Raw genomic sequence first — 17050 nt, forward strand, 5'->3', positions numbered from 1 at the left:
AGAGTCGGGCGAGCTTACAGCTTGCCAGCTTTCTGCAGCTTCATCAGGTCCTCGGTGTCGAGGGTCTCGCCTTCCTTGAACTTCTGGTAGATCTCCTCGGCCTCCTCGCGGGCGGCCTCCTGCTTTTCCTCGCGCTGGGAGCGCTCCTGCTCCTCTTCCTTCTTGTCGAGTTCGCGCAGGCGCTTCTGGACGCGGACGAAGTCCTCGTGGTGCTGGTCGGCCGCCTCCTGGGCCTCGACGAACTCCTCGTGCTTCTCGTCGGCCTCGTCACGGATCTCGTCGGCCTCGCGGTAGGCCTCGATCATCTCGTTGTGGTGCTTCTGGGCCTCGTCGGCCAGTTCCGTGACCTTCTGGTGGTGCTTCGAGGCCTCTGATCGGACCTCTTCGGCCTCCTCTTTGAGCTCTTCGAGGTCGCCGCCCTGGTCGAGCTTCTCCTGTTTCTCCTGAAGCTTCTCGCGCTTGGTCTCGATCTTCTCGATGAGCTCCTTCTCGTCTTCCGAGGAGAGGACCTCCGTCTGCTGCTTGAACTCGAGGTCTTCGATCTCCTCTTTGAGCTGGTCGACGGACGTGCCCTCGTCGAGTTCGAGGTCGTTCTTGAGCTTGTCGACCTTGTCGAAGAGCTCGTTGGCCTCGGCGTTGAGCTCGTTTCGCTTGTCCTTGTGCTCCTGGACCTGTTCGTTGAGCTCGTCGCGCTTCTCGCGGTGTTCCTGGGCCTCGTCGACCTTCTCGCGCGTCTTGGCGTTCAGGTCGTCGCGGGCCGACGCCCGCTCGGACGCCATCTGGTTCAGCTCGTTACGGCGGTCGCGGAGCTGGCCGGCGAGTTTGATGAGCTCGCCCTTCGATTTGTTTTCGAGATCCTCTTCGGTTACTGTAACGTTCTTTGATTCGTCTATCGAGTCTGCCATTGTTGAAACCTCTATGCCATCACCGCTTCAGCACAGGCAGTCAAGCCGCTACTGAGGGGCTGGCACCAATAACAAGGGTTCCCTCTCATGTTGGGCTGAAAGCGATACTGCCTGAACGCGGAAGCGTTCTGGTGTCTACAGATAGAGGTGGATATTGTTTAAATATTCCGGTGCACCGAATACCGCGTCAACGCCTCACACGCCCTATATTCGGGGGTGAGGCCCTCACACGAATGTGAAAGCGCCTTATATATCACGGAGATATATTACTCCGAGATAGTGTACTCGTTCGTGGCGACCCGCTGGCCGTCGGTCACGGCGAGCGTCACGTCGTCGCCGGCCGAGAGCGAGAGAGTCTCGACGGTGACGCGGGCGAACGGGCCGACGGTGTGTTCGACCTGCTCGCGGTCGCCGTTGCGGTCCCACTCGACGGTGAGGTCCGCGCGGCGCGGGCGGTCGTGGAGGATCACGACCTCGCGCTCGCCGGGACGCGGATCGGAGAGGACGATCTGTGTCGGCTCGTATCCGTTCGCCAGCGCGTCGTACGCGGGTTTCTCGTCCCTGTCGACGGTCAACAGTCCCATGCCGGCGTCGCCCGCGTCTCGCAGGCTGTCGGCGACGAGCACCGTCGCCTCGCGCTGACGGAGTCGCTCGGTGACCCGACGGACGACGGTCGCCTGATACGTTTGCGACGCGTCGACGCCGCCCTCGACGTGGCGGTCGTGGCACGAGCGGTCGAACCCGGGGGCCGCCTCCGGGTCCGCCCGTCCCAGCGACCCAGCGCCGAAGCCGCCGACGATCTCGCCGACACCGAAGCGCTCGCAGAGCCACTCGAGGTCGTCCACGGAGCCGTAGCGCCACCCGGGATAGAGCGTGACGGCGTCCGGGTCGATTCCGGGCGGCCCGACGACCGGAAACGTCGGGACGGACTCGACCGCCTCGGCGACGGCCTCTGCATCGCTCGCGTCGTAGCCGGCCCGCCACGCCCGAAAGCGAAAGCGCAGGCGGTCGAGGAACCCCGACCCGAGCCCGTCGGCGTACGGCGACACCGGGTCGTCGTGGACGCCCACCGCGGCGAAGCTCGGGTGCCGCCCGTAGGTCTCATCGAGCCGTCGGGCGAGGTCCGAACCGCGCTCGGGGTCGAACTCGTCGGGCCCCGACAGCGGGAGGTCCTGCCAGAGGAGGACGCCGTGTTCGTCGCAGGCTTCCGCCACGTCGGGCGGCGTCCCCTGAGCGCGGACGCGGACGAGATTCGCGTTTGCCCGGACGGCCCGCTCGACGTCCGCCACCGTCGGGTCGACGAGCGTCACGCCGCGAGCCCGGACGGTTTCGCCGTTGACCGTCAGGCCGTCGTCGTACTCGACGCTCGCCAGGCCGGTCGTCGCGGTGTGCTCGTCGTCGCCGAGCTTCGCCCGGACGACGTAGCGCGACTGCTCGCCGCGGTCGTGGGGCCACCACAGCGAGGGGTCGCGCACGTCCATCGCGTAGGTCACCGTCTCCGTACCCGGGTCGGTCGAGACGCGCGCCCGGTCCATCATCCCCCCGCCCCGCACGTCGCCCTCGGGCCGGAGCGAGAGCGTGAGTCGGTCGTCGAGCGACTCGTCGGTCGCGACGGTGGCCGTCACCTCGACGGATGCACCGTCGTCGTGCAGCCGCGGTCGCGCGGACAGGTCGCGCACGCAGGGGTCCGGCCGGGTCGCTATCTCTGCGCCCCACCAGATCCCCGGAACGCAGCGGTCGTCCGGGAGCCGGTCGGTCGCGTGCAGGCCGCCGAAGCGGTCCTCGGGCGCGCGACACTCCACCACCACCCGCAGTTCTTCGGCGTCGGGCAACGCCACCTGAAGCGGCTCGAAGTAGGCGTCGTGGCTGGCGAGCAGGTCGCCGTCGCACCACACCCGCGTGTGCGCGAACGCCCCGTCGAGAACGAGAAACGCGTGCTCGTCGCCCGCCGAGCGCGGGTCCGAAAGCGTCGTCTCGTAGGCGACGGCGTCCGCGCCGGCGAACTGGTCCGGCCGCCCGGGGACCGTCACCGGTTCCCACTCCTCCGGGGTCGGCATCTCGTCGTCCGGCGCAACCGCCGCGCCGCGCCACTCCAGCGACATACCTTGTGGCGCGTTCTCCGCGGCCATATCCTTTGCGCCGTGCTTCACTTTCACTTTCACTCCGGACATGGCTCGCCTTGAGGTAGGTGGCCCCCCTACAGTCTGGTATGTTCACCGAACTGCACGAGGCGACGACGCCGACCTGTGACGCGCCGGACTGCGAGCGGCCGCTCGGCGAACCGGCACTGGCCTTCGAGACAGCGGCCGGCCGACGGGAGGCCCACGAGTGTCCCTGCGGTGCGGTGACAGTGACCGTCGCTCGCCCGGAGTCGTCTCGCTGAAGTAGCCCGGCGTCCGACCGGCAGATATGCCACGCGAAGAGGTGGTCCGCGCGAGCGGCCACGAGAACGTCACGGGCGAGCACGCGAGCACGCTCGAAGTCACCAGCGACGATTTCCTGACCCCCGCCGGCGACTGCATTCTCGCCGTCGATGCTGACCGCGTCCCGGCGGACTTCGACGACGCCTTCGTCTCGGCCTGCCGGGACGCCGACGCGACCATCACGGCCACCGTCGCGGCCGGCGACCACAGCGACACCGTGACCGGCACCGGCCACCCTGATCTTACTTTCGAGAACGAACGCAGCCACGTCCTCCGGACGAGCGACTACGTCGACGACCGGACGGTGATGGTGAACGCCGACGCCGCCGCCGGCGACGTCGACCGCGCCCTCGTTTCCGCGCTCGCCGACGGCCACGACGCGACGCTGACGCTGACGGTCGAATCGCCGGACTGACCGGACTGACCGGACTGACGATTCTCGGTGGCGGGCGAGCCGGCGCGAGGGCTGCCGCTCCCGGTTCGCTTCTCCGAAAGAAATCAGGTGTTGAGAGGCCGACACGGCCGCGAGGCGACCTCGCGTAACTCGACTCGGGATCTCGTCGACTTCTGCTCTCGCGACGAGGCGCTCGAGTCGCTAACTCGACGAGATAACGTCGTCGATGCGGACGATCATCGTCGCCGCCTCGGTCGCGGACTCGATGGCCTCGCGCTTGACCGCGGCGGGGTCGAGGATGCCGTACTCGACGGGGTCACCGACGACGCCGGTCTGGCCTTCGCTGATGACGCCGGCGATGCCCTCGCTCTCGTGTTCCGCGCGGAGGTCGACGAGCGCGTCGATGGCGTCGAGGCCCGTGTTCTCCGCGAGGGTGCGGGGCAGCACGTCGACGGCGTCGGCGAACGCCTCGACGGCGAGCTGCTTGCGGCCCTCGATGGAGGCCGCCTCGGAGCGGATGTGGTCGGCGATCGCGATCTCGGTCGCGCCGGCACCGGGGACGACGCCGCCCGCGTCGAGCGCGGCGACGACGGTGTCGAGCGCGTCGTTGAGCGCGCGCTCGATCTCGTCGACGACGTGCTGAGTGGAGCCGCGGGCCATGATCGTGACGGACTCGGCGGTCGCGCCGCCGGTGATGACCGTCGCCTCGTCGTCGCCGTGCTTCTCGACCTCGACGGCGTCGGCGTGGCCGAGGGCGTCCTCGTCGAGCGCGTCGAGCGAGCCGACGCGCTTCGCGCCCGTCGCCTCGACGATGTCCTTGGCCGTCGAGGAGCTGACGCTCTCGACGGCGAAGACGCCCGCCTTGGCGAGCTGGGAGGCGACGCGGTCGGCCACGTCCTCCGTGACGAAGACCACGTCAGCGCCGCTGTCGACGATCTCCTCGGCGTAGCCGCTGAGCTCCTGCTCCTCGGCGTCGAGGGCGGCGTTGAGCTGGTCGACGCTGGAGACGTTGTACTCGGCGTCGATGTTGCTCTCGCGCACGTCGAGCTCGGTGTCGACGACGGCGATGGACGCGTCGTCGACGGACTGGGGCATGTTGTCGTGGACGGCCGTCTCGTCGACGATGACGCCCTCGACGAGTTCCGTCGCGGAGGAGGCCGCGCCCGTCTGGGCGTGGACCTCGATGTTGTCCCGGATGACGCCGTTATCGCTCTTGGCGTGGCGGACCGCGTCGACGACGACTTCGGCGAGGCGCTCGGCCTCGACGTCGCCGGTGCCCTTGCCGGTCATCGAGGACTCGGCGACCTCGACCAGCGTCTCGTCGTCCAGGTCGACGTCGAGGACGGACTCGTCGACGGCCTCCTGAGCCAGTTCCGCGGCGACGGAGTACCCCTCGACGATGGTCGTCGGGTGCACGTCGTCGTCGAGCAGGTCCTCGCCCTTCGCCAGCAGTTCGCCGGCCAGGACGGACGCCGTCGTCGTGCCGTCGCCCACTTCGTCCTCCTGGGTCTGGGCGACCTCGACGATCATCTGTGCGGCGGGGTGTTCGATGTCCATCTCCGAGAGGATGGTCGCCCCGTCGTTGGTGATGACGACGTCGCCGTCGTCGGAGACGAGCATCTTGTCCATGCCGCGGGGGCCGAGCGTGGTCCGTACGGACTCGCTTACGGCCTTGCCGGCAGAGATGTTCGACGACTGTGCGTCCTTCCCGTGTGTGCGCTGGGCGTCCTCATCGAGGATGAAAAGAGGCTGGCCGCCCATGCGTCGCTGGCCAGATGACATGTGTATTGAACCTCACCTAAGACAAGGCAAGCGGTTCTATATAAATCTTTCTAACGGAACGGGCCGCGACATCCGGTGACAGCGCCGTCCCGGGCGCGGATTCGGGTGCGCCGACGCATGTTTTAATAGAGGGGTATACACACCGTACTGTAGATGCTCGAGTTGGAGCACGGGTTCCGCGTCGTCGACGCTCACGCGCGCCTGGAACCAGACGAGCAGCGCCGTCCCCGCGACGGCATGGGCGACCCGGAGCAACTGGAGCGGGAGATGCATCAGGCTGGCGTCGTCCGTGCCGTGGTCTTTCCGGGCAAGCGCGAGGGGTCGTACCTGAAAGCCAACAACGCCGTCGCCCGGATGACCGTCGAGCGGCCGATGGTGGCCCTCGCCAGGGTCAACGGCGCCCGCGATCCCGGCAGCGGTCCCGGATCGACCCTGCGGAACCTTACGAGCAGCAGGACCGACGCCCACACGTCGCCCGACGACATCGAGCAGTACGCCTACGACGACCGGTTCTGCGGCTTCAAGCTCCATCCCCCGGTCGACGGCCTGCCCGACGAGGAGGTCCTCTCGCAACTGGAGGCCGTCTCGCTGCCGGTCATCGTCCACGGCGGCGAGTCGTTCCCGCCCGAGACCGCCGCCGAGACGCTGTTGCGCTACGACTTCCCGGTCGTCCTCTCGCACTTCGGGGCCCATCCGCTCCGACGGAACCTGATGGACGCGGCCATCGACCTGCTCGACTCGCACGACCAACTGTATCTCGACACTAGCGCCGTCCGCTACCGCCGGCCGATGGAGCGTGCGATCCTCGAACACCCCGACCGCGTCCTCTTCGGCAGCGGCGTTCCGAGCGTCCACCCGAACGTCGCCGTCATGGAGATTCTCACGCTCGACGTACCGGAGGACGCGATGCGGAAGGTATTCTCGAACAATCCCAGTCGCGTCGTCGAAGAACTGGCTCCGTAGCGGTCGATGCGCGGGCCGTGCGCCCGTCGACTACCGCCAGTCGTACACCGTCACCGCGCGGTCCGCCCGCGCGGAGCGACCGTTGGGATTTCGCCGAACGCTCCGGTCGCCGAGGCGGGCGCGGACCCCGTCCGCGACGCCCGCGCCGACGCCCGATACCACGTCCTGGCCGGTGCCGAGCCACTGCGACGGCGTCGCGTCGCCGCGGATCACGTCGAACATCGAGTCCTTCGCGTCGGATGCGGCGTGCCCGGCGATGCGGCGGACGACGGTCGGCCTGAGGTTGTAGTTCTTCACCAGGCGGTAGGTGAGCGACCGGTACTTCGGGGTCCAGTCCGTCTCGCGGATGCCGCCGTCGGCTTCGAACTCGCGGCTGACGCACATCTCGGAACTCCAGGAGAGGCCGTGGTCGCCCGCTGCCATCCGGTGAGCGAAGTCCCGCGCGCTCCCGACCGAGAGGTACTCGTCGAACCCGTCGAGGCTCTCCAGTACGTCCGCGCCGAACGCCACGTTGCCGGGGTTGAAGTACGTCACTTCGCGGCCGGCGATCGTCCGCGCCTCCTTCGACTCGGTGGTCATCCCGGCTCTGAGTCGCTCGTGCGTCGGACCGGTGACCGCCTGAGCCGCCCCCGAGAGCCCCTCGCGGACCGCGTCGGCCCAGCCGTCTTCGACGGACAGCCCCTGGTTCACGAACGCGACGATGTCGCCGGTGGCGCGGTCGAGGCCGGCGTTGCGGGCGACGGTGACAGAGCGGTCGGCGATCTCGACGAGGACCGACACGTCGTCGCGGTCCCGGACCATCCCCGTCGTGCCGTCGGCGGACGGCCCGTTGACGACGATGGTCTCGGCGTCGGGGACCTGCTCGGCGAGTGCGTCCAGACAGCCGGCCAGTTCCTCCCGGCCGTTCAGCGTCGGGACCACTACCGAAATAGTCATGTCTCAGGGTACGTCGGCGAAGGCGCATAAAAGTCGCGGGCCGAACGTCCGCGTGTAGCACACCGAACGAGCGGCCGTCTCCCGGGAACCGGCCGCGGTACGCGTCAGACGTGGGTGTTCCAGTACGACACCGAGGCCATCTTCTCGCCCAGCGGGGTCCCGCCCAGCGCCGTGTCGAGGGAGCGAAACGAGGCGGCCAGTTCGTTCGGGATCTTCCGGTAGAATCCGTAGGGCAGCAGCCAGTCGTGGTCCGAGTCGGTCAGTTCGAGTCCGGCGCCATCGAGCAGCCTGTCGATCTCCCACCGGGAGTACAGCCGCGACCCCATCGGGAGCGCCCAGTTGTAGATCGACCGGGTCGAGAACCGATTGAAGGTGTCGAAGAAGACCTGCTCCTTCGAGACGCGGCGCATCTCCGCGAGGAACGCCGCCGGCGTGTCGGCGAGGTGGAAAAACCGCATCGCGAACACCGTATCGAAGTGGTCGTCGGGGAACGGCAGGCGGGCCGCGTCGCCGCGCATGAACTCGACGTGGTCGTCGACGCCGGTCGCCTGTGCCTTCTCGCGGCCCTGCTGGAGCATCGGCCCGGAGATGTCGAGCCCCGTGATGTTCGCGCCGCGCTCGGCGAGCATCACCGTGAACCGGCCGGTCCCGCAGGCGACTTCGAGCACGTTCTTGTCCGCCACGGGTCCGATGGCGTCGAGCACCGCCTGCTTCTCGCGGCGGTCGATCAACCGACCCCCGCGGGAGAATCGCTTGGCCTCGTACTCTTCGGCCACGGTGTCGGCCTGATACCACTCCTGCCCTTTCACGCTCTATTGCTCACCCCGCGGGGGATAAAACGATACTGGAATCCCGCCTCGGGCGGCGGGGCTGGGACGTCCGCCGTCCGCCCGCCCGCACGAGTCCGTCCCGGCCCGCTCCAGCGACGGCCCGACCGAAACCACACGATGACGGCCGTGTTTAAGGTCACATTATACACTTCATAGAATCTGTATTGTTTGGTCATGCATATAGCCAAGTTTTACCATCAAGACTTGAATATCACAGAGTATGAGCGCACTTACTGAAAACGCCGCGCCAGCCCCCTTCACCGACGAGGAGTTCCGCGAGACGCTCCGGGAACTCCCGCCGAGCGCCAAGCTCGTGGCGAAGGTGCTGGAAGACGACGCCCCGCTGTCGCAGGGCCAGCTCGCCGAAGACTCGCTGCTCCCGGACCGGACCGTCCGGTACGCCCTGAACCGCCTCGAGGAGTCCGGACTGGTGGACTCCCGCTATAGCTTCACGGACGCGCGCAAACAGGTTTATTTCCTCACGGTCTGACCCGCCGGTATGGACTGGCAGCGGGCCGACGCGTCCGTTCCGACGCGCGCCCCGACCGGCGAGACGGCAGGGTACCTCCTTGGCGACGACGACGCACTTTTGATCGATCCGGCCGACGCGACCGACGCGCTGGACGACCTTCTCAGCGGCCGCACCGTCTCTCACATCGCCGTTACACACACGCATCCCGACCACGTCGGCGGCGTCGCACACTACGCCGCGACGACCGACGCGACCGTCTGGGCGCGCCGGGGTCGCGTCGCGGACTTCGAAGCCGCGACCGGCGTCCGGCCGGACCGCGTCTTCGGCGAGGGGACGACCATCCCGACCGACGCCGGGCCGGCGACCGTCGTCGAGACGCCCGGCCACGCGCCGGACCACGTCGCGTTCGCGGCCGGGGGAAGCGTCGTCTCCGGTGACCTGGCCGTCGCCGAGGGGAGCGTCGTCGTGGGCGCGCCCGGGGGCGACGTTCGCGCGTACCTGTCCTCGCTGCGTCGCCTCCACGCCCGTCGTCCGGACCGCCTGCTCCCGAGCCACGGCCCCGCTATCGAGGACCCGCGTGCGACGTGCGAACGGCTGATCGCCCATCGCCTCGATCGCGAGCGGCGGGTGCGCGAGGCGATCCGCTCGGGCGCGCGGTCGCTCGACGAGATCGTCGAAGCCGCCTACGCGAAGGACCTCTCCGGCGTCCGAGACCTCGCTCGGGCCACGGTTCGCGCGCACGTCGAGAAACTTGCCGTCGAAGGAGAACTCACGTGGGACGGCGAGCGGGCCCGCCTTGTCGGGGCCACCGAGCGCGATTCGCCGTTGGGGTGACGCCTTTTTGCCCGTCCGGGCGCTACTGCGCGTGTGAAATCGCTCGAATCCGAACTCGAACGCGCCCGCGACCTCGACGAGTCGGCGCTCGCCGATGCCATCGAGGCCATCGGGTTCGAGTGTACGCGCTGCGGGGCCTGCTGCAAGGCGAAAACGGGCGGCTGTGGCGGGGAAGCCGACGATCAGAGTGAGAGCGACCCCCACACCGCGACGGTGTTCCCCGACGAGATCCGACAACTGCAGGCCGCGGGGGACTACGACTTCCGCGACGTGGCCCGACCGATGCCGTACGGGCTAGAGGAAGGCCCGGACGGCCCCGAGGGCGAGACCTTCGAGTGGGCGCTCCAGACAGACGACTGCGGCGACTGTTCGTTCTACGCCGAGGCCGACGACGGGACGGGGGCCTGTACGGTCCACGAGGACCGCCCGCTCATCTGCCGGACCTACCCGTTCAGCGTCGCGCTCGGCGGCACGAGCCAGCCGATGGGCGAGGCGGTCGACGAGGAGGGACTGGTCAGGGCCCACGAGTGCGAGGGCCTCGGCCGCGACATCCCGCGAGGCGAGGCAGAAGAACTGGCCGCGGCGCTCAAAGCGCGAGCGGTACGGGAACTGGAAGAAGCGATCGGCGTTCGCGACAGCTACCGGCCGACTGACCCGGCCGACGGAGAGGTCGTCGTCCACGACTCGGAGGGGGCGAAACGCCCCGACGGGACGCCCTACGAGCGGTGATCTCAGACCTCGTCGATGATCTCACCGACGGCGAAGTTCGACTTGACCTCGGTGACCTCGATCTTGACGCGCTCGTCGATCTCGGCGCCCGGAACGATGATGACGTAGCCGCGTTCGACCCGCGCGATGCCGTCGCCCTGCTTGCCGATGTCCTCGATCTCGACGTATCGCGTCTCGCCAGGTTCGACCGGTGGTTGGGGCTGGTCCGGCGGCGTCTCCGTCTCCGACGTGGACTCCTCGCTCGACGCCGACCCGTCGTCCGCCGAAATGAGTGCGACGCGGTACGTCCCGTTCGGGTCGACGCCGCCGGTCTCGATCTCGCGTCGCGGGATCTCGACGACGTAGCGGTCCCCCTCCTCGCGGACGTCAGCACTGAACAGACACAGCAGTTGATCCGAGATTTCCAATGTGATAGACCTCCGTTCGCCCACAAAACGGCCCATTACTAAAGAACTGCCGGAGGGAACGACCGGCGTCGTACCCACTCAGGTGGTGGCCCGGCGGTGTTTCCCACCTGTACCAACGCCCGGGCGCGCGGTCCGACTGGCGGGGATATCGCTCCCCGACATTCTGAAAAACCGCAAGACGGCAAGCCGTTAACCGACTGTACCAAACCCCCTAAGGGCGTCTCGGTCCTGCACCTAAACAGAGCAATGAGCGCCACCGCACAGACCACCGACAGTCCCCTCTCGGACAAGCAGCGTCGCATCCTCGAGTACCTGCGGGACAACGCCGACGAGCAGACGTACTTCAAGTCGCGGCTCATCGGCGACGAACTCGGGCTCTCGGCCAAGGAGGTCGGGACGAACATGACCGCCATCGCGAACGGCGATCACGACCTGGCTGTCGAGAAGTGGGGCTACTCCTCCTCGACGACGTGGATGGTCGACGCCTGAGTCGAGTCAACCGACTGACTCCCGAGGCGGCTCCCGGCCGCGAACCGTCACATTCGTGTACGATTCGCTTACTATTCTCGCCGGATATTCTTCGAAACACCGTCTCGAAGTCCGAGAACCGTGAACTGGATTTATTAGATTCGGTGGCGTTTGTGTCGGTATGTCGTCACAGGAGGTCACACTTACTAGCACGGTCGCGGGGTTCACTGCGGAGGGCAAGCTCCACACGCTGAGCGTGTGGTTCATCCTCGCGCTGCGGTTGATGATGGGGATCGCGTTCTTCCAGAGCGGGATCGACAAGGCACTGTCTGGCAGTTTCAGTGCCGCGGGCTATCTCCAGAACGCCCCGCCGGCCAACGGGAGCCCCGTCGCCGGCGTCTTCGTGGCCATGGGGAACTCGCCGGCGTTCGTCGACTTCGTGAACGTCGCCGTCCCGTGGGGCGAGGTGTTCATCGGTCTCGGTCTGATCGTCGGCGCGTTCACCCGCCTCGCGGCGTTCTGGGGCGCGTTCATGATGCTCCTGTTCTACTTCGGGAACTGGGACATCGCCCACGGCTACATCAACGGCGACTTCGCGTACATGCTCGTCTTCCTCGCCGTCGCCGCGTTCGGGGCCGGGCGAATCCTCGGGCTCGACCCGTACATCGAGCAGTACGAGGTGGGCGGTACGCCGCTGATCGAGCGCTACCCGTGGATGCGGTATCTGCTCGGGTAAGACGGAACCCGACGCTCAGGGGTCGTACCGCAACAGCGAGTCGGCCTCACCGGCCAGCGCGGCGGCGTCGTCGCCGAAGGAGTCTGCGTACCTGATGACGAGCGTTAGCACCGTCTCGGGCTCCGTGACAGCGTAGCCGTCTTCGCGCGACAGCAGGTCGGCGGCTTCGAGGTCGGCGGCGTAGTTGCTCACCGTCGGGCGCGACACGTCGAGTTCGCTCGCAAGCTCCGAGGCGGTCGCGTCCGGGCGTCGGAGCAGCGTGACGAGCATCCCCCGCGCGGTCGAGCGTCGGAGGTAGCCGAGCGTCACCTGCTCGAACGCGGAGAACTGTCCGTCGGGGAAGTAGCGGCGGTAGTCGCCGTCTTTGCGCGAGGCGACGATGCCCTCGTTCTCCAGCCGATGGAGGTGGTGCTGGGCCTCGCCGGTCCCGAGTTTGAGGTCGTCCCGGAGCTTCGAGAAGTGGGTTCCGGGGCGGGCCGAGACGTAGCCCGCGATGGCGTCGGGCGCGTCGCTGTCGCTCCCGTCGTCGGTGAAGCGAGCGAGCGGACTCGCCGCGCCGAGGGCGGCGAAGCGGCGGAGCGTGGCCCGCTTGTCCTCGTCGACCTCGCCCTCGCGGCTCATTGCTACGGAAAAGGCGGGTCGATGGTAAAACGTCTTCGCCTGCTATCAGGATTGACTATCTTTGTCGACCTCGGAGGGCTGGGCCGTGTCGTCGGGGCCGCCCGCCACGTCCGTCTGCGACCCGCCCTCGAACTCGGCGTCCATCTCCTCGATGACGTCGTCGGCGTTGTCGACGCCGGAGTCCTCGCCGTGTTTGATCTTCTGGGCCTCCTCTTCCATCGCTTCCACGTCGACTTGGGCCTCCTCGTCGATCTGGCCGAGGATCTCCTCGATGTCGTCCAGGCCGAGCATCTCGCGGGTCTCGTCGTCGAAGTCGAGCGCGTCGAGCGTGTGGCCGTTCTCCTTCACGTCCGAGCCCTGGAGGTGCTTGCCGTAGCGGCCGACGAGCGACGTGAGTTCCTGCGGGAGGACGAACTTCGTCGACTCGCCCTGGCCGATCTCGGCGAGCGTCTCCATCCCCTTGTCGATGACGGCGCGCTCGCCCATCGACTCGGCGGACTTCGCACGCAGGACGGTCGAGATGGCGTCACCCTGGGCTTCCAGGATCTGGCTCTGTTTCTCACCCTGGGCGCGGATGATGTTGGACTGCTTGTCACCTTCCGCCGTCTCGATGGCGGAGCGCCGTTCACCCTGGGCTTCCAGGATCATGGCGCGGCGTTTCCGCTCGGCGGAGGTCTGTTGCTCCATGGCCTGCTGGACGTCCTTCGAGGGGTTGACCTCGCGGACCTCGACGCTCTCGACGCGGACGCCCCACTCGTCGGTCGGTTCGTCCAGTTCCTTGCGGATGCGGGCGTTGATCTCGCCGCGCTTGTTGAGCGTGTCGTCCAGTTCCATGTCGCCCAGCACGGCGCGCAGCGTGGTCTGGGCGAGGTTGGAGACGGCGCGCTCGTAGTTGTCGACTTCCAGGAACGCCTTCTTCGGGTCCATCACCTTGATGTAGACGACGGCGTCGGCGGTCACCGGCGAGTTGTCGCGGGTGATGGCCTCCTGACGCGGCACGTCGAGCGTCTGGGTACGCATGTCGAAGCGCGTCACGTCGGAGACGAAGGGGTAGATGAAGTGGATCCCCTGATCGAGGACGCCGCGGTAGGTCCCCAGGACCGTGTAGGCACCTTTCTGGTACGGGCGGATGATCACGACGCTCGAGTAGACGAGCGCGATAGCGAGCAGGAGGAAGATTACCGTGACGAAGCCGATAATCCCTCCGAGCGCTGACTGCAGCGGTACTGTCGCGGGGAACATGACAGTCAGAACTCCGGAGCGCGCAAGGAAAAGACTTCGGTGTCTGTGTCACACACTACCGAATCGCATGATTCTCACGCACGCTCGGACTCGCGCTCGGTTTCGGCGTCGGAATTCGCGTCGCTTTTGCTCCGTTCGCGTGCCAGTTCGCGGTCGATGCTGTCGGTTCCGGTTTCGACCGACTCAACCGTGAGGACGTTCCCGCCCCCGGGGTCGATGACCATCACCTCGGCCCCCTCCTCGATCGGATCGCCGTCGCTGCGGGCCTGATAGTAGGGGTTGAAGCCGCCGTCCTCCAGTTTGACCTCGCCGTCGCTCCGGGTCACGCGCTCCGTCACGGTCCCGAACTGCCCGCGCAGCGAGTCCGAACTCAGCGTCTGGCCGCGCCCCTGACCGGCGAAGTCGAGCTTTCGGTAGCCCCACAGCGTCGCGGCCGTCGTCGCCAGCACCACGACGGTGAGGATGAGCGGCGCGAAGATGCCCAGGCTCGCCGGGATGAACAGCCCGACCAGCCCCGCCGTCAGCAGCGCCACGCCGAGGACGAAAAAGTGCGTCCCGGGCGCGAGCGCCTCGCCGACGATGAGTCCCGCGCCGGCCAGGAACAGCAGGATGGAGAGCGACATGCTCAGCAGCGGTTCGGCCTGCAGGGGGGCGAGCGCCGCCAGCGGGTTCACCATGCCTCGCTGTTGGGTCGGCGCGGGATTAAGTGTCGGGGTCGGTTGACCGAATTTACGCGTCGCCGGTCCGAACGAACAGGCCGTACAGCGCCGCCGTTCCGACGAGCACCACGAGGATCACGCCGGCGAGCGTCGTCGGCGCGTACATCTGCTGGCCGAGGAACATCCGGCCGAGCGCGAGAATCGCAAAGATGACGCCGAGCGCGACGAACGCCACGTTCTCCGCTTTCGGCGTGCCCGGCGTCACCTCCAGGTCGGGCGCGAACGAGCCCGCGACCGCCCCTTCCCCTTCCTCGGCGTCGTCCTCGACCTCGATGACGTCGGCTTCGGTGGCCAGTTCGTACTCCTCGGTGAACCCGCCGTCACGAGCGGCCGTCTCGTCGCGGCCGGCGTCGTCGTCCATACCTCGAATACGGCCCGCGGCTACAAAAGCGCTGGCGACCGCGGTTACTTGACGCGAGTCCCCAGCGGGGCGTCCTCGTGGGTGGTCAGCAGGTCGGCCTCGTCGCCGGCCGCCAGCACCATCCCGTCGGACTCGACGCCGAACAGCTCTGCCTTCTCCATGTTCGCGAGCAGGATGACCCGCGTGCCGGGCAGGTCCTCGGCGTCGTGTAGCTGGCGGAGCCCGGCGACGACCTGCCGGACCTCGTGACCGATGTCGACTTCGAGGCGCAGGAGCTTGTCCGCGCCCTCGACGGCCTCGGCGCTACGGACCTCGCCGACGCGCATGTCGACGCCCTCGAAGTCCTCGAAGCCGATGCGCTCCTCGACCAGCGGTTCGAGGTCCACGTCGTCGCTTTCATCACTCTCGTCGGCGTCTTCGTCGCCTTCGCCTCCGTTCGAGGCGTCGGCCGGCGCCTCGCTCTCGACGCGCTCCTGAAGCTCTTCGTTCAGCGCCTCGATGTGGTCGTCCTCGACCTGCTCGAACAGCTCCGCCGGCTCGTCGAACTCGGCGGGCGGCGCGTCCAGCGCCGCGTCGAGCGTCACGTCCGCCGCAGAGCCCTGTTCGCCCAGCTGGCCCCACAGTCGCTCGGCCTTGCCCGGCAGGACGGGCTGCATGAGCACCGCGACGGCCTTCGTCAGCTGGACGCAGTCGCGGATGACCTGCTCGGCGCGCTCGGGGTCGTCGTCCACGAGGTTCCAGGGCTCGTTGCGCTGGATGTACTCGTTCCCGTAGTTCGAGAGTTCGATGGCGATTTCGGCCAGTTCGCGCACGTCGTACGCGCGGACGGCGGCCTCGAAGTCCGCGATGGCGTCCTCGATGCGCTCGCGCACGTCGTCGCTGACGGGCGCGTCGGGCGTGCCGTCGTAGTTGCGCTCGGCGAACAGCAGCGAGCGGTAGATGAAGTTCCCGACGTTGCCGACGAGCTCGCCGTTGACGCGCTCCTGGAAGCGGTCCCAGGAGAAGTCCACGTCCGTGTCGAGCTCCGCGCCGGTCGCGATGTAGTACCGGAACAGGTCGGGGTGGAAGCCCGCGTCGAGGTACTCGTCGGCCCAGACCGCGCGGTTGCGCGAGGTCGAGAGGGCCTTGCCGTCGATGCCGACGAACCCGGTCGCCAGGATCGCTCGCGGTTCGTTGTAGCCCGCGCCGCGCAACATAGCTGGCCAGAAGACGGCGTGGTGCTGGATGATGTCGCGGCCGATGACGTGGATTATCTCGCCGCTCTCGCCGGCCCAGTCGTCGTCCCACTGCGGGCCGTGGCGCTCCTCGCCGCCGACCTTCCAGACATCCTCCCAGTTGTACTCGTCGGCCCCGACCCGCTCGGAGTACTGCCTCGTGGAGGCGACGTACTCGATGGGCGCGTCGACCCAGACGTATAACACCAGGTCCTCCCCACCGTCGGCCTCGTCGGGGTAGTCCACGCCCCAGTCCATGTCCCGCGTGATACAGAGGTCCTGGAGTTCGCCCTCGATCCACTCGCGGGGCTGGTTCTGCGCGTTGTCGGTCCCTTCGAGGCGGTCGAGAAAGCCCTGGAGGTACTCCTGGAAGTCCGAGAGTCGGAGGAACTTGTGCTCGCGGGTGCGGTACTCGGCGGGGTTCCCGGTGATGGTGCTGACTGGGTCCTCGATCTCGCCGGGTTCGAGGTGGCGCTGGCACCCCTCGTCACACTCGTCGCCGCGCGCCTGTTCGCCGCAGTAGGGGCAGGTCCCCTCGACGAAGCGGTCGGGGAGGGGCTGGTCCTCCTCGGTGTCCCAGGCGACCTGGATCTCCTTCTCGTGGACGTGGTCGTTCTCGACCCACGAGCGGACGAACTCCTGGGTGAGTTCGACGTTCGCCGCGTCGTCGGTGTGGCCGTAGTTGTCGAACTCGATGTTGAACTGCGGGAACGTCTCGGCGTAGGTCTCGTGGAAGTCCAGCGCGAACTCGCGGGGCTCGACGCCCGCCTCGGCGGCGTTGACCGCCACCGGCGTGCCGTGCATGTCCGACCCGGAGACGAACGCAGTCTGCTGGCCGATGCGTCGCAGCGCGCGCGAGAGCGCGTCGCCGTCGACGTACGTCCGGAGGTGACCGACGTGCAGGTCGCCGTTCGCGTAGGGCAACCCGCAGGTCACGACCGCCGGGCGCTCCGTCGGGAACTCGTCGTGGCTCATACCTGTTCGTGTGCCGCCCACGGGTCAAAAGGAGGTTGG

19 protein-coding genes are annotated in these 17050 nt (G+C 67.7%); 8 read left to right on the top strand and 11 right to left on the bottom strand.

Annotated elements, in window-relative coordinates:
• Positions 1-14: 14 nt before the first annotated feature.
• Entirely contained in the window at positions 15-905 is an 891-nt protein-coding gene (locus GM656_RS05680) for a coiled-coil protein (protein ID WP_162412702.1), read from the bottom strand.
• A gap of 266 nt (positions 906-1171) precedes the next feature.
• Complete coding sequence (locus GM656_RS05685; protein WP_162412703.1) at positions 1172-3007, bottom strand: glycoside hydrolase family 2 protein; 1836 nt, start codon at positions 3005-3007, stop codon at positions 1172-1174.
• Between the two features lie 107 nt (positions 3008-3114).
• Here GM656_RS05685 and GM656_RS19035 point away from each other — a divergent pair, with 107 nt between their 5' ends.
• The gene (locus GM656_RS19035) at positions 3115-3288 is read left to right on the top strand and encodes a hypothetical protein (protein WP_174242941.1); all 174 of its coding nucleotides are present in this window, start codon (positions 3115-3117) and stop codon (positions 3286-3288) included.
• A gap of 26 nt (positions 3289-3314) precedes the next feature.
• Complete coding sequence (locus GM656_RS05690) at positions 3315-3743, top strand: DUF371 domain-containing protein (RefSeq protein ID WP_162412704.1); 429 nt, start codon at positions 3315-3317, stop codon at positions 3741-3743.
• A 180-nt stretch (positions 3744-3923) separates the two neighbouring features.
• Here GM656_RS05690 and thsA read toward each other — a convergent pair whose 3' ends face one another.
• Positions 3924-5483 carry a thermosome subunit alpha gene (thsA, locus tag GM656_RS05695; RefSeq protein ID WP_162413211.1) on the bottom strand — a complete coding sequence of 520 codons (1560 nt, stop codon included), beginning with the start codon at positions 5481-5483 and terminating at the stop codon, positions 3924-3926.
• Positions 5484-5657: 174 nt separating this feature from the next.
• Between thsA and GM656_RS05700 the strand changes: the two genes are divergently transcribed.
• Positions 5658-6467 (top strand): amidohydrolase family protein, encoded by an 810-nt coding sequence (locus GM656_RS05700; RefSeq protein ID WP_162412705.1) that lies wholly within the window; start codon positions 5658-5660, stop codon positions 6465-6467.
• Between the two features lie 30 nt (positions 6468-6497).
• Here the strand turns inward: GM656_RS05700 and GM656_RS05705 are convergent, their stop codons facing one another.
• Both GM656_RS05705 and GM656_RS05710 read right to left on the bottom strand, forming a co-directional pair.
• Positions 6498-7403: a glycosyltransferase family 2 protein gene (locus tag GM656_RS05705; protein WP_162412706.1), complete on the bottom strand. Its 906-nt coding sequence runs from the start codon at positions 7401-7403 to the stop codon at positions 6498-6500.
• Positions 7404-7507: 104 nt separating this feature from the next.
• Entirely contained in the window at positions 7508-8212 is a 705-nt protein-coding gene (locus GM656_RS05710; RefSeq protein ID WP_162412707.1) for a class I SAM-dependent methyltransferase, read from the bottom strand.
• A 241-nt stretch (positions 8213-8453) separates the two neighbouring features.
• On the opposite strand from GM656_RS05710, the gene GM656_RS05715 reads away from it, so the two are divergent.
• The 3 genes from GM656_RS05715 to GM656_RS05725 are packed head-to-tail and all read left to right on the top strand — an operon-like array spanning position 8454 to position 10268.
• Positions 8454-8723 carry a helix-turn-helix domain-containing protein gene (locus GM656_RS05715; protein ID WP_162412708.1) on the top strand — a complete coding sequence of 90 codons (270 nt, stop codon included), beginning with the start codon at positions 8454-8456 and terminating at the stop codon, positions 8721-8723.
• 9 nt (positions 8724-8732) lie between these two features.
• Positions 8733-9539, top strand: a complete 807-nt coding sequence (locus GM656_RS05720) for an MBL fold metallo-hydrolase (protein WP_162412709.1) — start codon at positions 8733-8735, stop codon at positions 9537-9539.
• 33 nt (positions 9540-9572) lie between these two features.
• Positions 9573-10268, top strand: a complete 696-nt coding sequence (locus GM656_RS05725; RefSeq protein ID WP_162412710.1) for a YkgJ family cysteine cluster protein — start codon at positions 9573-9575, stop codon at positions 10266-10268.
• Between the two features lie 2 nt (positions 10269-10270).
• On the opposite strand, the gene GM656_RS05730 is transcribed toward GM656_RS05725, so the two are convergent.
• Entirely contained in the window at positions 10271-10675 is a 405-nt protein-coding gene (locus GM656_RS05730; RefSeq protein ID WP_162412711.1) for a TRAM domain-containing protein, read from the bottom strand.
• Positions 10676-10921: 246 nt separating this feature from the next.
• On the opposite strand from GM656_RS05730, the gene GM656_RS05735 reads away from it, so the two are divergent.
• Positions 10922-11164: a DUF7123 family protein gene (locus tag GM656_RS05735; protein WP_162412712.1), complete on the top strand. Its 243-nt coding sequence runs from the start codon at positions 10922-10924 to the stop codon at positions 11162-11164.
• Positions 11165-11324: 160 nt separating this feature from the next.
• Complete coding sequence (locus GM656_RS05740; protein ID WP_162412713.1) at positions 11325-11879, top strand: DoxX family protein; 555 nt, start codon at positions 11325-11327, stop codon at positions 11877-11879.
• 15 nt (positions 11880-11894) lie between these two features.
• Here the strand turns inward: GM656_RS05740 and GM656_RS05745 are convergent, their stop codons facing one another.
• From GM656_RS05745 to metG, 5 genes are all read right to left on the bottom strand, one after another.
• Positions 11895-12500: a winged helix-turn-helix transcriptional regulator gene (locus tag GM656_RS05745; protein WP_162412714.1), complete on the bottom strand. Its 606-nt coding sequence runs from the start codon at positions 12498-12500 to the stop codon at positions 11895-11897.
• A 45-nt stretch (positions 12501-12545) separates the two neighbouring features.
• Positions 12546-13742 (bottom strand): SPFH domain-containing protein, encoded by a 1197-nt coding sequence (locus GM656_RS05750; protein WP_162412715.1) that lies wholly within the window; start codon positions 13740-13742, stop codon positions 12546-12548.
• Positions 13743-13816: 74 nt separating this feature from the next.
• Positions 13817-14419, bottom strand: a complete 603-nt coding sequence (locus GM656_RS05755) for an NfeD family protein (RefSeq protein WP_162412716.1) — start codon at positions 14417-14419, stop codon at positions 13817-13819.
• A gap of 52 nt (positions 14420-14471) precedes the next feature.
• Entirely contained in the window at positions 14472-14822 is a 351-nt protein-coding gene (locus GM656_RS05760) for a DUF7312 domain-containing protein (RefSeq protein ID WP_162412717.1), read from the bottom strand.
• 44 nt (positions 14823-14866) lie between these two features.
• Positions 14867-17011, bottom strand: coding sequence for a methionine--tRNA ligase (metG, locus tag GM656_RS05765; protein ID WP_162412718.1), 2145 nt, complete (start codon positions 17009-17011; stop codon positions 14867-14869).
• Between the last annotated feature and the right edge of the window lie 39 nt (positions 17012-17050).

This window comes from Haloarcula salina (assembly GCF_010119195.1).
GTDB lineage: Archaea > Halobacteriota > Halobacteria > Halobacteriales > Haloarculaceae > Haloarcula > Haloarcula salina.

Coding starts and splice junctions, on each gene's coding strand:
- GM656_RS05680 (WP_162412702.1), bottom strand. CDS start 905: ATGGCAGACTCGATAGACGAATCAAAGAACGTTACAGTAACCGAAGAG.
- GM656_RS05685 (WP_162412703.1), bottom strand. CDS start 3,007: ATGTCGCTGGAGTGGCGCGGCGCGGCGGTTGCGCCGGACGACGAGATG.
- GM656_RS19035 (WP_174242941.1), top strand. CDS start 3,115: ATGTTCACCGAACTGCACGAGGCGACGACGCCGACCTGTGACGCGCCG.
- GM656_RS05690 (WP_162412704.1), top strand. CDS start 3,315: ATGCCACGCGAAGAGGTGGTCCGCGCGAGCGGCCACGAGAACGTCACG.
- thsA (WP_162413211.1), bottom strand. CDS start 5,483: ATGGGCGGCCAGCCTCTTTTCATCCTCGATGAGGACGCCCAGCGCACA.
- GM656_RS05700 (WP_162412705.1), top strand. CDS start 5,658: ATGCTCGAGTTGGAGCACGGGTTCCGCGTCGTCGACGCTCACGCGCGC.
- GM656_RS05705 (WP_162412706.1), bottom strand. CDS start 7,403: ATGACTATTTCGGTAGTGGTCCCGACGCTGAACGGCCGGGAGGAACTG.
- GM656_RS05715 (WP_162412708.1), top strand. CDS start 8,454: ATGAGCGCACTTACTGAAAACGCCGCGCCAGCCCCCTTCACCGACGAG.
- GM656_RS05720 (WP_162412709.1), top strand. CDS start 8,733: ATGGACTGGCAGCGGGCCGACGCGTCCGTTCCGACGCGCGCCCCGACC.
- GM656_RS05735 (WP_162412712.1), top strand. CDS start 10,922: ATGAGCGCCACCGCACAGACCACCGACAGTCCCCTCTCGGACAAGCAG.
- GM656_RS05740 (WP_162412713.1), top strand. CDS start 11,325: ATGTCGTCACAGGAGGTCACACTTACTAGCACGGTCGCGGGGTTCACT.
- GM656_RS05745 (WP_162412714.1), bottom strand. CDS start 12,500: ATGAGCCGCGAGGGCGAGGTCGACGAGGACAAGCGGGCCACGCTCCGC.
- GM656_RS05750 (WP_162412715.1), bottom strand. CDS start 13,742: ATGTTCCCCGCGACAGTACCGCTGCAGTCAGCGCTCGGAGGGATTATC.
- GM656_RS05755 (WP_162412716.1), bottom strand. CDS start 14,419: ATGGTGAACCCGCTGGCGGCGCTCGCCCCCCTGCAGGCCGAACCGCTG.
- GM656_RS05760 (WP_162412717.1), bottom strand. CDS start 14,822: ATGGACGACGACGCCGGCCGCGACGAGACGGCCGCTCGTGACGGCGGG.
- metG (WP_162412718.1), bottom strand. CDS start 17,011: ATGAGCCACGACGAGTTCCCGACGGAGCGCCCGGCGGTCGTGACCTGC.